Genomic DNA, 14,056 nt, shown 5'->3' on the forward strand with positions numbered 1-14,056 from the left:
ACTTGGAATGACGCAGATGCCTTGCCTCGCCCTACCCTTCGCCGCTCTCGCCCTCTTGGGCGCCTCCCCTATCGAGCGGGAAACAAAGCCGGGCGAAGGCGTCTTGTGCATCGGCACTTTTCTCTATGCCGTGCAAATCCAGGGTGAAACATGCGCCGTCGGCGAAGACCCCGAGTACCAAAAACGCCTGCTGGATTACCGCGAACGCCTTGATGCCTATCTCATCAGGAATCTACCAGACGGGCAGGAAGACCTAGATCGCTTCAAGAAGGATCAAGGTGTTTCAGCACCTGCCGACAAGCGTATCTGCGAACTTGCAGATGATGACGATATTTACGCTCACATTCGTAAAGTAGACGCTGCCAAACTTGATGCAGATCTTACCAAAATGCTCAAGCGCGATGGTCCACCGACATTCGGCGATTGCGTCTAGCCCGCCCTAAAGGTTCTCGTGCTGCGGCATGCCGAGCACGTGGAAACCGCCATCGACACGGATGATCTCACCGGTCGTGCAAGCGCCTGCATCTGAGCACAGATACACCGCCGTCCCACCTACTGCCTCCAGCGTCGCATTGGCGCGCAGCGGCGTGTTGGCTTCGGTGTGTTTGAAAGTCTTGCGCGCGCCGCCGATGGCTGAACCGGCGAGTGTCTTCATCGGACCCGGGCTGATCGCGTTCACACGAATACCCTCTGGGCCAAGGTCGTTGGCGAGATAACGCACACCCGCCTCGAGAGCGGCTTTAGCCACGCCCATCACGTTGTAGTTCGGCGTCACGCGGTTCGAGCCCATATAGCTCAGCGTCAGGATCGCCCCGCCGTTCTCGCTCATCATAGGATGCGCGCGGCGGGCGACTTCGATCAGGCTGTAAGCCGAGATATCCATCGAGTTTTTGAAGTTCGCGCGGCTCGTGTCGAGGATGCGCCCGGTCAGCTCGGATTTGTCCGAATAGGCGATGGCGTGGACGAGAAAATCGAGGCTGTCCCACCGCTCCTGCAGCGCACCAAACGCTGCATCCAACGACGTATCATCGGTAACATCAACATCGAGCGTGATGTCCGAGCCGACGCTTTCAGCCAACGGCTCAAGACGCTTGCGGAAGGCATCGCCTTGATAGGTAAAGGCCAGGTCCGCGCCTGCATCGGCGCAGGCTTTCGCAATCCCCCAAGCAATCGAGCGATCATTGGCCACGCCCATCACAAGGCCACGTTTTCCGGAAAGCACACCCATATTCACAACCCTCGCCTAATGGCGTCCCAACCTAACTGTGAAACTTCGAAAGCAGCATCGAGCCATTGGTCCCACCGAACCCGAAGCTGTTGGTCATCACCGTATCCAAGCCAGCATTCTCGACCAGACTTGTCGCAATCTCTTCCGGCTTCAGTTCCGGATCGAGCGTCTCGACATTGATCGATGGAATGATGAAATCGTTTTCCAGCGCGAGCAGGCAATAGACCGCTTCCTGCGCGCCGGTCGCCCCTTGGCTGTGGCCCGTCATCGACTTGGTCGAGCTTACCGGAGGCGTTGAGCCTTCACCGAAGACCCGGCGGACCGCTTCGATCTCACCCACATCGCCCACCGGCGTGGAAGTGCCGTGAGCATTGATATAGCTGACCTTGCGGCCGTCGGGGATAGTCGCCAGCGCCCCGCGCATCGCGCGTTCGCCGCCCTCACCCGATGGTGCAACCATGTCAGCACCGTCAGAAGTGGCCGAGAAGCCAGTGACTTCGGCATAGATTTTCGCACCACGTGCTTGCGCATGCTCTAGAGCTTCGAGCACGACAATCGCACCGCCGCCGCCTATCACGAAGCCATCACGGTCTGCATCAAAAGCGCGGCTCGCTCGCTCAGGCGTGTCGTTATACTTGCTCGACATCGCGCCCATCGCATCGAACAGGCATGAAAGCGTCCAATCAAGCTCTTCGCCGCCGCCGCCGAACATCACATCCTGAACGCCCAGCGCGATCTGCTGCGCCGCGAGGCCGATACAGTGCAGAGACGTCGAACAGGCCGAAGTGATCGACATATTCATACCCTTGATCTGGTACGCAGTCGCAAGGTTCGCACTGACCGTCGAAGACATGGTCTTGGGCACGGCAAACGGCCCTACACGCTTGGTGTTTCCGGTCTTTAGCACCGTTTGATGCGCAGCCAGCATCGCTGAGGTTGACGGTCCGCCAGACCCGGCAATCACGCCGGTCATCGGGTTCACGACGTCCTTTTCCTCTAGCCCCGCATCGGCAATCGCTTGACCCATGGCGATATGGGCGTAGGCCGCGCCCGGCCCCATGAAACGCAGCGTGCGTTTGTCGACGTGTTCCTTGATATCAAGGTCAATCGCGCCCGCGATTTGCGAGCGGAAGCCATGCTCGGCCATATCCTCATTAAAGGTGATGCCCGACTTGCCCGCTTTGAGCGAAGCCAGCACTTCTTCTGCATTGTTGCCAATCGAGGATACTATCCCCAGCCCTGTTACGACGACGCGACGCATGATCCCTGTTATGCCCCTGTTTTCATCACGCTTCTGAAAGCGCGACCTTCATATCTTTGACTTGGTAGATGACTTCGCCATCGGCTTCGACCCGGCCATCGGCAACGCCCATCGTCAAACGGCGCGTCTGCACCGCCTTGGTGAAATCGACGTAGTATTTGAGCATCTTTCGATCAGGCCGTACCATGCCGGTGAGCTTCACTTCGCCCACGCCCAGCGCATACCCACGGCCTTTCCAACCGCGCCAACCGAGGTTGAAGCCAGTTAGCTGCCAAAGGCCATCAAGACCCAGACAGCCCGGCATGATCGGGTTACCCGGGAAATGGCAATCGAAGAACCACAGGTCCGGATTGATATCGAATTCAGCCACGACATGGCCTTTCCCATGCTCACCGCCATCGCCCGAGATATCAGTAATGCGATCCATCATCAGCATCGGTGGTTCGGGCAGCTGTGCGTTGCCCGGTCCGAACAACTCACCGCGTGCGCATTTCAGCAGATCATCGCGGTCAAAGCTGGTTGGGAAATCTGTCATCCCTGGCGGTACTCCTCACCCATATGTGCCTTACAGACGGCCACGCGCCTAGCACCCCCTATAGGTTAGGAAAAGGGCGCGGAGCCGTGTCGTTGATAATTAAGTGTTGGTGGCGTGCCGCCCGTCGTTAGACGTTGCTGCACGCCTCGATATCGCCCGGTTCGGAACGGGCATCACCGCGCCCGAACCGCGCAAAGTAGCCCTTGAGATCCGGGCGTTCGACAAATTCGATCAACTGATAACCCACAGCTTGAAATTCGCAGAACAGCAAAGCTGGCGGAATGCCGTGCCGGTTGGTCGGGCGGTCCACATCGACTACGATGATCTCTCCGGATTCGGTCAGAGCCGGCCACATGCGCCACAGAAACGCGTATGGTTCGGTCACTTCGTGGTACATGTGGACCAAGAAGATGCGATCAAAGCTATCATCGGGAAGCTGCGGATCATCCGGCGCGCCCTGTTTGATAGAGATATTCGTCAGCTGTTCGCGTGCAACGCGATCGCCAATCCGTGACAACGCGTCGGCATCAATGTCCTGCGCTGTTACGCGGCCTTCGGCACCAACCCGTTCGGCCAGCCTGACTGTGTAGTATCCCTCACCCGCACCGATATCGGCAACGGTCATACCCTCTTCGATATTGGCGAGATCCATGACCTTTTGCGCCTCGCCGCGCTCGTCACGCGCATCCTCGTTCGAAAACTGGTTTGAGACGACCTCAGCAACAGGACGGTCCGGCATCGGAAATTCAACCGCGCTTTCAGGACGGTCGGTTTCCTGAACTTCAGCAGTACATCCCGCAATCAAGCCCAATGCCATAACCGCCGCCGCAATGCGCATTACTCGACATCCTCCACATCAACCGTTTCGCCCGTCACGCGCTGGGCAAGTGCGGCCGAGATATACTCGTCAATGGCGCCATCCAAGACTGCGTCGGGCGAACTGGACGTAACGCCAGTGCGCAGGTCTTTGACCATCTGATATGGCTGTAGGACGTAGGAGCGGATCTGGTGTCCCCACCCGATCTCGGTCTTCTCGGCATACTCACCTGAAGCCACCGCCTCACGCTCAGCCATTTCACGCTCGAACAAGCGCGCCTTGAGCATGTTCATCGCGGTGGCACGGTTTTTATGCTGGCTGCGGTCGTTCTGGCTCGCGACCACAATACCAGTCGGTTGGTGGGTGATGCGAACGGCAGAATCTGTGGTGTTGACGTGCTGACCACCCGCACCCGAAGCACGATAGGTGTCGATCTTCAAATCTGCCGGGTTGATCTCGATATCGATATCATCGTCGATCACCGGATAGACCCACACACTGCTGAACGATGTGTGGCGGCGCGCGGAGCTGTCATAGGGGCTGATGCGGACAAGGCGGTGAACCCCGCTTTCGGTCTTGGCATAGCCATAGGCGTTGTCGCCTTTGATCAGGATCGTTGCCGATTTGATGCCAGCGCTGTCGCCCGCCTGATACTCAACTGTCTCAACCTTGAAACCGCGTTGTTCAGCCCAACGGGTGTACATGCGGAAGAGCATTTCAGCCCAGTCATTGCTTTCGGTGCCGCCCGCGCCAGCATGAATTTCTAGGTAAGTGTCATTGCCGTCCGCTTCACCCGAAAGCAGCGCTTGAACCTTATCTTTGTCTGCGCGCGCGGCGAGCCGTTCAAGGCTCTTGAGACCATCATTGACGATGCCCTCTTCTCCCTCGGCCTCGCCCATCTCGATGAACTCAACCGCATCGGCCATTTCCGATCCGATCTCGTTGACGGTGTTAACGGCGCTTTCGAGGTTTTTCTGCTCGCGGCTAACCGCCTGGGCTTCTTTGGGATTGTCCCAAAGGGTGGGGTCCTGGACGCGAGCATTCAGCTCGTCCAGACGGCGCAGTGCACGCTCCCAGTCAAGCGACTGTCGGACAAGGTCCAGCGCCGCTTCGATCCGGTCAATATGGGCTTGGGCCTCGGCCCGCATAGCAATTCCTTCGAACAGGTCGTTTGGCTTCGCTTAACGCGAAGGGACCGATTGTAAAGCGTAGCGGGGGAAGCGTCCCCGCCCGAATGCTCAATTTGGCCTGTGCTCTATTTGGAAAGCGCGCGCACCGCTGCAAGGGTGCGCTTTACGTGGTCGCGATAGTCACTGTTGGAATAGACCATAGTGATGCGGCCATCGGGCGCGATGACGTAGGATGTACGACGCGCGTAGTTCGAACCACCCGAAGCCACATCATAATCACGCATAATCTTCTTGGAAGCGATGCCGACGGGGAATGCATCGCGGCATTCTTCACGGCTAAACCTTTTTAGCGTCTCGATGGAGTCGTTGGACAGACCGATCACGCTTGCCCCGGCCGCGCGAAACTTTGGCATCGCATTGGCAAACGCGTTGGCTTCCAGCGTGCACCCTTGGGTGAAGGCTTTGGGGTAGAAATACAACACCACTGGCCCGCGTTTCAGCGCCATGCTGAGAGAGAAACCGAGTTCTTTGCCAGCCAACGCGGCCTTGGTTGTGAAGACAGGAGCCTTTGCACCTTTGGACAACTCTGCGTGAGCAGGTGAAGCGAGAGCCAAGGTTACAAGAAGTGCAGCGAACAGGTTTCGGAAATGTTTGATCATGCCAAACCTACCCGTCAAACCCGCCAAGGTTCCTTGCCGAACAGCTAGTAAATGCCGCCCTGATCCTCAACAAAGTCGTCCTGCGGCGTCTCTGCCTCAGCTTGGGCTGCGCGCTTCGCCCCGCTTTCACGGGTCTTTCTTAGAAGTGCCAGAATCTCGTCTCGCTTAGCCTTAATCTCGTCACGGCGAGACCAGCGATCTGGTTCGGTGTCAGGCTTAAAGGCTTCCCAGATAATGTCAGAGCGCGAATCCCCGCTGGGCCACCCTCTCATAACGCGTTTTCCGGTGCGACGATCGACTCAGAATCATCCGGATACCGGGCGGCGCTACAGGAGGCTCCACTTTCCAGCGATCGCGCGTTGCAGTGATAAAGTCCTTGATAATCGGCGCAGCAATGGTGCCGCCTTGCGCGTAGCCACCCATATTGCGCGGGCGATCAAAACCGACATAGGCACCAGCAATCATGCGCTGCGTTCCACCGATGAACCAGACATCCTTCGGCCCGGTCGTCGTGCCCGTCTTGCCAAACAATGGCAGGCCTAGGCCGCGCAAGGTGGTCGCGGTGCCACGAGTCACCACGCCTTCGAGCATATGCATTGTTTGGAACGCAGTCCGCGCATCCATCGCTTGCTCACCTTTCAGGCCAGCGCGTGGCATCGGTTTGCCATCCCATTCGTCCATATTGCAAGCGCGACAGGCACGCTCATCCGCACGCCAGATCACTTTGCCGTCGCGGTCCTGAACGTAATCAATGACCGTTGGCTGGTTCAGGCGGCCATGGTTCGCCAAGGCGGCGTATGCAGCGACAATTGCCTTAACCGTCGTCTCCTCAGAACCGAGCGTGGTCGCCACATAGGGATCGGGATCTTCGCTGATATTCAGCCGCTCGATCGTGTCGACGACGTTGTCCATCCCGGCCTGAATACCGATTTGCGCAGTCATTACGTTTTGGGATTGTTCAAGCCCGTAGCGCAGTGGGAACTGACCGTTGCGACCACCGCGAATGCATTTTGAGCCATAGCAATAAGATGAGTTGTCGATCTCTGTCGACGGCGTCATCCCGTTATCGAGACCCGTCGCATATACGAACGGTTTGATCGTAGAGCCGGGCTGACGCATCGCCTGCGTTGCGCGGTTAAAGTCGGACAGTTTATCATCAAAACCACCCTGCATCGCGAGAATGCGGCCATATTGCGCGTGCTGGACGACAATGGCGCCCTGCGCATCAGGAACGATCGCGACACGCCAGCTATTGCCGTTTGGACGCACCGCCAAGACATCGCCAACTTTGAGGCTTCCCGGAGCGCCGCTCAGAGTTGAGTCCTCGCCGTCGCGCAGGAGAATCTTAGTCTGACTCCCGCCCCGTTCCGTCACCATGGCGACGGTCCAATCCTTGTAGTTCACATTGATCGGAGAGCTTGCAAACTGCGAACGGATATCGCCGTCATCCGGACTAATATTGGCGACAGCCCCGGCCCAACCGCGCCCACCGTGATACCGCAGAAGACCTTTGCGCAGCGAATCGCGCGCGGCCTTCTGCATTCCGGGGTCCAGCGATGTCCGGACCCACAAGCCACCAGCATAAACGCTGTTTTCGCTTTGCTCTGCCGTTTCACCAAAGCGCTCGATCAACTCGCGGCGGACTTCTTCCAGAAAGTATCCCGCGTCCACCATCTGCTGGCGTGCGCTGCGGCGCTTCAGGCCAAGCGGCTGCGATTGGGCAGTGCTGCGCTGTTCAGCCGTGATGAACCCGTTTTCCAACATCTGCCCAAGGACGAAGTCCCGACGCGCCAATGCCGCCTGCTCTTCACCCGACCGGCCATAGCGCTCTGGCGCCTTGGGCAGAATCGCCAGGAACGCCATCTCGTGGAGTTCGAGATCAGCAACATCCTTGGCAAAGTAAGCCTGAGCAGCGGCTTGGACGCCGAAACTGCGGCGGCCCAAGGCAATCTCATTGAGGTAAAGCTCTAGGATCTCTTCCTTGGTCAGCACCTCTTCGATGCGGCTCGCAAGGATCATCTCTTTCAGCTTACGCGTGACGGAGTACTCGTCGCCAAGAAGCAGCGTCTTCGCGAGCTGCTGTGTAATAGTTGAACCACCAACAGCACGCTCTCCCGAGCCATACTTGGTGGCGTAATCCCAAACCGCGTTGAGCGTGCCGGTGTAGTCGACACCGCCATGCTCGAAGAATGTCTTGTCCTCTGCCGAGATAATCGCCTCGATCATCTGCTCCGGGAAATCGGCATACTCCAGCTGCACCCGGCGATCGCGCGCGTAGGAGTGTACAATCTCGCCGTCGATTCCGCGCACGACCGTGGGCAGCGGCGTCTCGTAGACGAGCAGCGAATCCGCCTCAGGAAGGTCACTGGCCAGCCAGAAATAGGCCGCGGTCCACAAGAGAGCCGCCCCGATCACAATCGCCGAAAGGATTTTGAACAGCCAGCTGTTCTTCCAGCTTTCAACAAACCAGGCCCAAGCGCCGCTTAGATCACGGCGAATACGGTACCCAATATATTGCAGCGTGGTGGTGGTTTCTGCTTCAGTCATTGCGTCTTGCGGTTACCATGGGAAATCGACGCAGTGCCAGTGGCATTGCGCTTGCCGCGCCAGATTTATCCGAATTGTGCCTTTTGAATCAATCCCGCGCCATCAGGGATCAGTGCGCCTTGCAAAGTAGACCCGGATCGCACGCGCCAAAACGGCTGCGTAGGTTTCTCGCCCTTCTTCACTGTTCAAGCGCGCACGGTCGCTTCGGTTGGTGACGAAGCCGCTTTCAAAGAGCACGGCCGGCACGTCTGGTGCACGAAGAACAGCGAGCGCCGCAGACCGCGTGGTGTTGGGGTGAAATTCCAATCGGCCTCGCCCTTCGCGCACAATCAAAGACGAAAACTCGGTCGCATCATCTTGTGTTTGCTGTTGCGAAAGCTCGACAAGAATGGCGCTGACATCCTCGCTTTGCCCCTCTATCGAAACGCCATTCAACCGATCAGCATTGTTTTCACGCTCGGCAAACTTGGCTGCAGCCTCGCTCGATGCCTCATTAGATAGCGTGTAGAGGCTCGCACCATTCACATCGTCGCGCTCTCCTGCAGAATCGGCGTGGATCGACAGGAAAAGGTCGGCGCCCAATTGCCTCGCGATCTCGGGGCGGTCAGCCAGTTCAACAATCGTGTCGTCATCACGCGTCAAAGCTACGCGGATGCCGCCTTCCTCCAACAGTTTGTCTCGCAGCGCCAAAGCGATGGCGAGAACCACGTCTTTCTCGACAATGCCCGGCCCGCTTGAACCCGGATCACGGCCGCCATGCCCGGCATCAATCACCACCAATGGGCGCGAAGGGTCATCGGGACCCGCAATCTCGGGCAACTCAAGCTTCCGCCCCTCGCCATTCAAAGAAAAGCTGAGGACATAATCGCGGCCAAAGACCGGTACAGGAATGGTCAAGCCAAGCGCCAATGCCCCGCCAATCAGGGCGGCGGGCAGACCAATCACCAACAAGAGGAGCGTACGAATGCTCATCGCCGACCGGCTTAGGATGATGCTTTAGGTAAGCGCAATAGAGTTGCGGCTTGTAACCCACGGTGCTAGCGCTATTCCATCAAAGCCAAGCAAGGCCGCTTTAACGTCTTTGCTGTAAGGCTTTATCCCTCGGCGGCACTCATTTTGGTGCCAGTCCACGTAACAGGTTGATGCAGTGACGAGTACGTTTTCCTCGCAAGACCATGCGCCCCGCTCACCGAGCGCCCGCATGCTTGTGAGCCAAAGTGCGGACAGAACCCGCGCGCTCGCTTCAGCAGACACGAATATCGCGCCCCTCGCCAATTTAGCGGGAATCGCGAATCCACCAATTGGCACGGCCAAAGGGCCTGCTTTTTCACAACATATGACGCGCCCCAAATACGAGCGATACACCGCACGAGCGGGCGTCTGGAGAATTATTAATGGCAACGCGCATGCTAATCGATGCGCGCCACTCGGAAGAGACCCGGGTGGCGGTGCTCAAAGGCAACCGGATTGAGGAGTTCGATTTCGAATCTGCTGAGCACAAGCAGATCAAAGGCAATATCTATTTAGCAAAAGTAACCCGCGTCGAACCGTCCTTGCAGGCGGCTTTCGTCGACTTTGGCGGCAACCGCCACGGGTTCCTCGCCTTCAGCGAAATCCACCCCGACTACTACCAAATCCCTCAGGAAGACCGCGAGCAACTGCTCGCCGAAGAGGCGGAAGCTGCCGAAGAAGAAGCTCGCCTGCGTGAAGAGGAAGAAAACGAGGGCATCACCCCGGGCGACGAATACGACGCCGAAGATGAAAGCGCAGAGGCGCTGGCCGAAGACCTGGCCGAAGACGGTCTCGAGGAGATCGACACCTCGGAGAAAGACAAAGTCGCGACCATCGAAGATGGCGCATCGGACGACAGTGACGATGACGACGACGACGATGAGGAAGAAGACAACTCATCTGAAGAAGAGAGCGAAGACAAGCCACGCCGCGGACGCCGCGGTCGGGGTCGTCGCCGCCAGGGTAAGAAGGGCCAGCAAAAGGGCCGCAGCCGCGCCAAGCAAGTCGACGAAGTGCGTGCCAAGCGTATGGCACTGCGTCGCCGCTACAAAATCCAGGACGTGATCCAGCGCCGTCAGGTGCTGCTGGTCCAAGTCGTAAAAGAGGAGCGCGGCAACAAAGGCGCCGCGCTGACCACTTATCTCAGTCTGGCTGGTCGTTACACAGTGTTGATGCCCAACAGCAGCCATGGTGGCGGGATCAGCCGCAAGATCAGTTCGTCAAGCGATCGCAAGCGGCTGAAGCAGGTTGTTTCCGATCTTTCGCTACCTAAGAGCATGGGGCTGATCGTTCGCACGGCGGGCCTTTCGCGCACCAAGACCGAGATCAAGCGTGACTTCGACTATCTCGCGCGATTGTGGGACGAAATCCGCCAGACCACGCTGAAATCCACCGCGCCGTCGCTGGTCCATTCTGACAGCGACCTGATCAAGCGCGCGATCCGCGACATCTACAATCGCGAGATCGAGGAAGTCGTGGTCGAGGGTGAGGAAGGCTACAAGGCTGCCAAGTCCTTCATGAAGATGCTGATGCCCAGCCACGCACGGCGGGTGAAAGCATATTCCGATCCCGTGCCACTGTTCCAGCGCTATGGTGCCGAGGATCAGCTGAGAGCGATGTATGATCCGATGGTTCAGCTCAAATCGGGCGGCTATCTGATTATCAATCCGACCGAAGCGTTGGTTTCGATCGACATTAACTCGGGCCGTTCGACGAAAGAGCACGGGATCGAGCAAACCGCGCTCCACACCAACCTTGAGGCTGCGCGCGAGATCGCCCGCCAGCTGCGCCTTCGCGATATGGCTGGCCTTGTCGTCATCGACTTCATCGACATGGAATACAATTCCAACGTCCGCAAAGTCGAAAAGGCGATGAAGGAAGCTCTCAAGAACGACCGCGCACGCATTCAGGTCGGTCGTATTTCCGGCTTTGGCCTGATGGAAATGAGCCGTCAGCGCTTGCGCACCGGCGTTCTGGAAGCGACCACGCGCGAGTGTCCACACTGTGATGGCACCGGCCTTGTCCGCACCGCGTCATCAGCGGGCCTCTCGGCACTGCGTCTGATTGAAGACGAAGCAGCCAAGGGTAAAGGCACCGTCATCAAGCTCGGCGCAAGCACCGAAGCAGCGGTCTATCTTCTCAATGAGAAGCGCGGCGAGCTGGTCGAGATCGAGCAACGCTACGGCGTCACTGTTGAAGTCTCGCCAGAGGGCGAAGATGAAGGCGCGAAGATGGCCGTATCAAGCGCCGGTCCCCGCCCTGCCGAGGCACCCAAGTTTGAGCCAATCATCGATGAAGATGACGATGACGATATCCCCGAAGAAGATTTCGGCGATGACGAGGACGAGAAGCCCAAGAAGAAGCGCCGTCGCCGGCGTGGGGGTCGTGGCCGCAATAAGAAGCGTCAGGACGAGATTAGTCAGGATGGCGAAGATGGCGCATCCGAAGACGCATCTGACGACAGCGAAACCGGCGATAAGCCAGAGAGCAGCGACGACGAGGGTGAAGAAAAGCCCAAGAAGCGCCGCCGTCGCGGTGGCCGTGGGCGTCGTCGCAAGAAAGACGAAGGCGAGGAAAACTCAACAACCGAGCAGACCGAAGACGGCGAAGCGGAAGCTGGTGATGCAGCTGAAGTAACCGAGGAAGCCCCTGCAGACGCAGAAGCGACTGACGAGCCCGCAGCTGAAGAGAAGCCGGCAGAGAAGAAGACGCGCAAGCGTGCTCCGCGCAAGAAGGCAGCCCCTAAAAAGGCGGATAAAGCCGACGACGTGACTGAAGAGGCCGCCACCGAGGAAGAAAAACCCGCCGAGGAAGAGCCGAAAGCGGAAAAGCCAAAGCGCAAACGGGCTCCGCGTAAGAAGAAAGCTGACGTCGAAGCCGAGGCCGAGGCCCCAGCAGCTGAAAAAGCAGCTGAAAAGTCAGAGGCATCGAATGATGACAACGGCGGAACCGCCAATGACGACAGCGATGGCGGAAATGACGAAGGCGGCAAGAAGCGCGGATGGTGGCAACGCACCTTCGGCGAGTAAGCCCCTAAAACTTTGAAGGTATCAAAACCGGGGTGCAGCACGGCTGCGCTCCGGTTTTTGTTTCAAACGCCGGGCTTCTTCGCAATGCCCCACTCGTTCCACATCGCAAATTTGGGTGCTTTGGGAAGATAGCCCTGCCCCAACGGCTCAACCTCGAACCCCGCGCCTCGGAATGCCGAGCCAATCGGACGCGTCAGGTGGCACCCACCTGCCAGAGGTTTCCAAAACGGCTCAATCCGGTCCTGCCATTTGGCGACACTCGCATCAGGCGCGCGGCCGTGCTCCAGAAACAGCGCACGTCCACCGGGCCGAAGGATGCGTTTCATCTCGGCCAATACCTGCTTCGGGTCCTGCACCGAACATAGGGTGAAGGTGCAAACCACCGTGTCAAAACTGCTCGCGGGAAACGGAATATCCTCCCCCACCCCTTGCAAGATCTTGGCAGGCCAACCCTTCTCGCGCGCGGCGCGTTCGGCATCTTCGAGAAGCTGATCATGTGGGTCGATTCCCGCAAAGCTGGTCACTGCATCGACATCGTAGAATTGCTGATTGAGACCGCCGCCAACGCCAAGCTCAAACACATCGCCTTTCGCCAGCGGAACCACAAAGGAACGCCTCTTCATCACCTGCCCCTGCCCGCAAGCACAGGTGATCATGCGCGGCATGATTTTGGCTTCGTACCATGATTTCAATCCCATGCGCCGTTCTCCCAAAAGCGCGTGCTCCCAATAGACTAACCAAGACGTACGGAAATACTATCCTTTTTGTATCGGCGCATCAGGCAGGCACCTCATCACCTTTGAAATCGAGGACCTTGCCAGTTTCATCAGGCGTTAGCCCCGACAGAACGTCTATCAGGTGTCGCGCAGCATCGTGTGGCTTAGTTAGCTGACCGTCCGGCAAGTTTGATTGGAAGGGCTGCGACAAGGCGCTGTCCACCGTTCCGGGATGCAATCCGACCACCACGCCCTGTTTGTGTGTGCGGCTCAGCTCAATGGCAAAGTTCTTTAGCAGCATGTTGAGCGCGGCTTTGGACGCGCGGTAGGAATGCCATCCACCCAGCCCATTGTCGCCGATCGATCCAACACGGGCACTGAGCGCAGCAAACACGAATGGATCGTTCCGCGGCATGAGCGGCAACATGTGTTTCGCTATCAAGGCGGGGCCAATCGTGTTGAGGGCGAGCACTTTCGCCATCGCAGCCGGATCCAAGCGCTTGTACGTGCGCTCAGGCCCCGTTCCATCCGAAAGCGTCAGCACCCCGCTCGCGACGATCACCCATTCAGGCGGATCAGCGCGCATTTGATCCGCTGCCGCCTTGATCAAAGCCTCATCCGTCAGATCGAAGGCGAACGGCTCGAACGGCGCGCTGGACGGGGCCGTTCCGGCTCGCGAACCGGAATAGATGCGCTCACAGCCACGCTCAGCCAGAGCTTCGCACAAGGCCAATCCGATGCCACCACTGCTGCCAAAAACCGCAGCGCGCTTGGGGATTTTTCCTACTGTCTCCATGAGGGTTACAGCGTTCAATTGCGCACAAAGTTCCTCGCGGTGCTGGATAAGTGCCACCCCAAGGCGAGACACTTACGTTATTGTATTTTCGATATTTTATGTGTGGCTTTATGGGTGGCATTTAGGCAAATGTGTCACCCTGTTTGCGGACCCATGGGGCTGCCTACGCAACCTGACTTGCCTCCCATTCAATCTTGGTGCCCAACTACTCAACACTCCCCCGCTTGCCTCATGTGTCCAAGGCGCTAGAGAGAAGGCAAATCAATACGGGATCACTTGAAGATGGCGACGTTTACGCTTCCGAAAAACTCCAAGATCAGCAGCGAC

13 protein-coding genes are annotated in these 14,056 nt (G+C 58.1%); 2 read left to right on the forward strand and 11 right to left on the reverse strand.

All coding sequences use genetic code 11. The features are described from left to right. Window positions 1-7: 7 nt before the first annotated feature. Entirely contained in the window at window positions 8-433 is a 426-nt protein-coding gene (locus AC0V6K_RS14675; RefSeq protein WP_472623519.1) for a hypothetical protein, read from the forward strand. 6 nt (window positions 434-439) lie between these two features. Here AC0V6K_RS14675 and AC0V6K_RS14680 read toward each other — a convergent pair whose 3' ends face one another. From AC0V6K_RS14680 to AC0V6K_RS14720, 9 genes are all read right to left on the reverse strand, one after another. Continuing rightward, window positions 440-1,228, reverse strand: a complete 789-nt coding sequence (locus AC0V6K_RS14680; protein WP_472623521.1) for an enoyl-ACP reductase FabI — start codon at window positions 1,226-1,228, stop codon at window positions 440-442. 31 nt (window positions 1,229-1,259) lie between these two features. After that, the gene (locus AC0V6K_RS14685) at window positions 1,260-2,489 is read right to left on the reverse strand and encodes a beta-ketoacyl synthase N-terminal-like domain-containing protein (protein WP_472623523.1); all 1,230 of its coding nucleotides are present in this window, start codon (window positions 2,487-2,489) and stop codon (window positions 1,260-1,262) included. Between the two features lie 25 nt (window positions 2,490-2,514). Further along, window positions 2,515-3,024, reverse strand: a complete 510-nt coding sequence (gene fabA / locus AC0V6K_RS14690; protein ID WP_472623525.1) for a bifunctional 3-hydroxydecanoyl-ACP dehydratase/trans-2-decenoyl-ACP isomerase — start codon at window positions 3,022-3,024, stop codon at window positions 2,515-2,517. 127 nt (window positions 3,025-3,151) lie between these two features. Further along, the gene (locus AC0V6K_RS14695) at window positions 3,152-3,862 is read right to left on the reverse strand and encodes a class I SAM-dependent methyltransferase (protein ID WP_472623527.1); all 711 of its coding nucleotides are present in this window, start codon (window positions 3,860-3,862) and stop codon (window positions 3,152-3,154) included. Continuing rightward, on the reverse strand, window positions 3,862-4,989 hold the full coding sequence (prfB, locus tag AC0V6K_RS14700) for a peptide chain release factor 2 (protein WP_472623529.1): 1,128 nt from the start codon (window positions 4,987-4,989) through the stop codon (window positions 3,862-3,864). The genes AC0V6K_RS14695 and prfB overlap by 1 nt, the downstream gene beginning before the upstream one ends. 107 nt (window positions 4,990-5,096) lie before the next feature. Further along, window positions 5,097-5,630, reverse strand: coding sequence for a peroxiredoxin (locus AC0V6K_RS14705; RefSeq protein ID WP_472623531.1), 534 nt, complete (start codon window positions 5,628-5,630; stop codon window positions 5,097-5,099). Between the two features lie 44 nt (window positions 5,631-5,674). Beyond that, complete coding sequence (locus AC0V6K_RS14710; protein ID WP_472623533.1) at window positions 5,675-5,902, reverse strand: hypothetical protein; 228 nt, start codon at window positions 5,900-5,902, stop codon at window positions 5,675-5,677. Then, a complete protein-coding gene (locus AC0V6K_RS14715; protein ID WP_472623535.1) occupies window positions 5,868-8,177 on the reverse strand; it encodes a penicillin-binding protein 1A in 2,310 nt (769 codons plus the stop codon). The genes AC0V6K_RS14710 and AC0V6K_RS14715 overlap by 35 nt, the downstream gene beginning before the upstream one ends. 102 nt (window positions 8,178-8,279) lie before the next feature. Beyond that, window positions 8,280-9,149, reverse strand: coding sequence for an N-acetylmuramoyl-L-alanine amidase family protein (locus AC0V6K_RS14720; RefSeq protein ID WP_472623537.1), 870 nt, complete (start codon window positions 9,147-9,149; stop codon window positions 8,280-8,282). A 422-nt stretch (window positions 9,150-9,571) separates the two neighbouring features. Between AC0V6K_RS14720 and AC0V6K_RS14725 the strand changes: the two genes are divergently transcribed. Next, the gene (locus AC0V6K_RS14725; protein WP_472623539.1) at window positions 9,572-12,217 is read left to right on the forward strand and encodes an Rne/Rng family ribonuclease; all 2,646 of its coding nucleotides are present in this window, start codon (window positions 9,572-9,574) and stop codon (window positions 12,215-12,217) included. Between the two features lie 62 nt (window positions 12,218-12,279). Here the strand turns inward: AC0V6K_RS14725 and AC0V6K_RS14730 are convergent, their stop codons facing one another. Further along, complete coding sequence (locus AC0V6K_RS14730) at window positions 12,280-12,915, reverse strand: class I SAM-dependent methyltransferase (protein ID WP_472623541.1); 636 nt, start codon at window positions 12,913-12,915, stop codon at window positions 12,280-12,282. 79 nt (window positions 12,916-12,994) lie between these two features. Then, complete coding sequence (locus AC0V6K_RS14735; RefSeq protein WP_472623543.1) at window positions 12,995-13,729, reverse strand: SDR family NAD(P)-dependent oxidoreductase; 735 nt, start codon at window positions 13,727-13,729, stop codon at window positions 12,995-12,997. Window positions 13,730-14,056: the final 327 nt, after the last annotated feature.

This window comes from Erythrobacter sp. S43 (assembly GCF_057364955.1).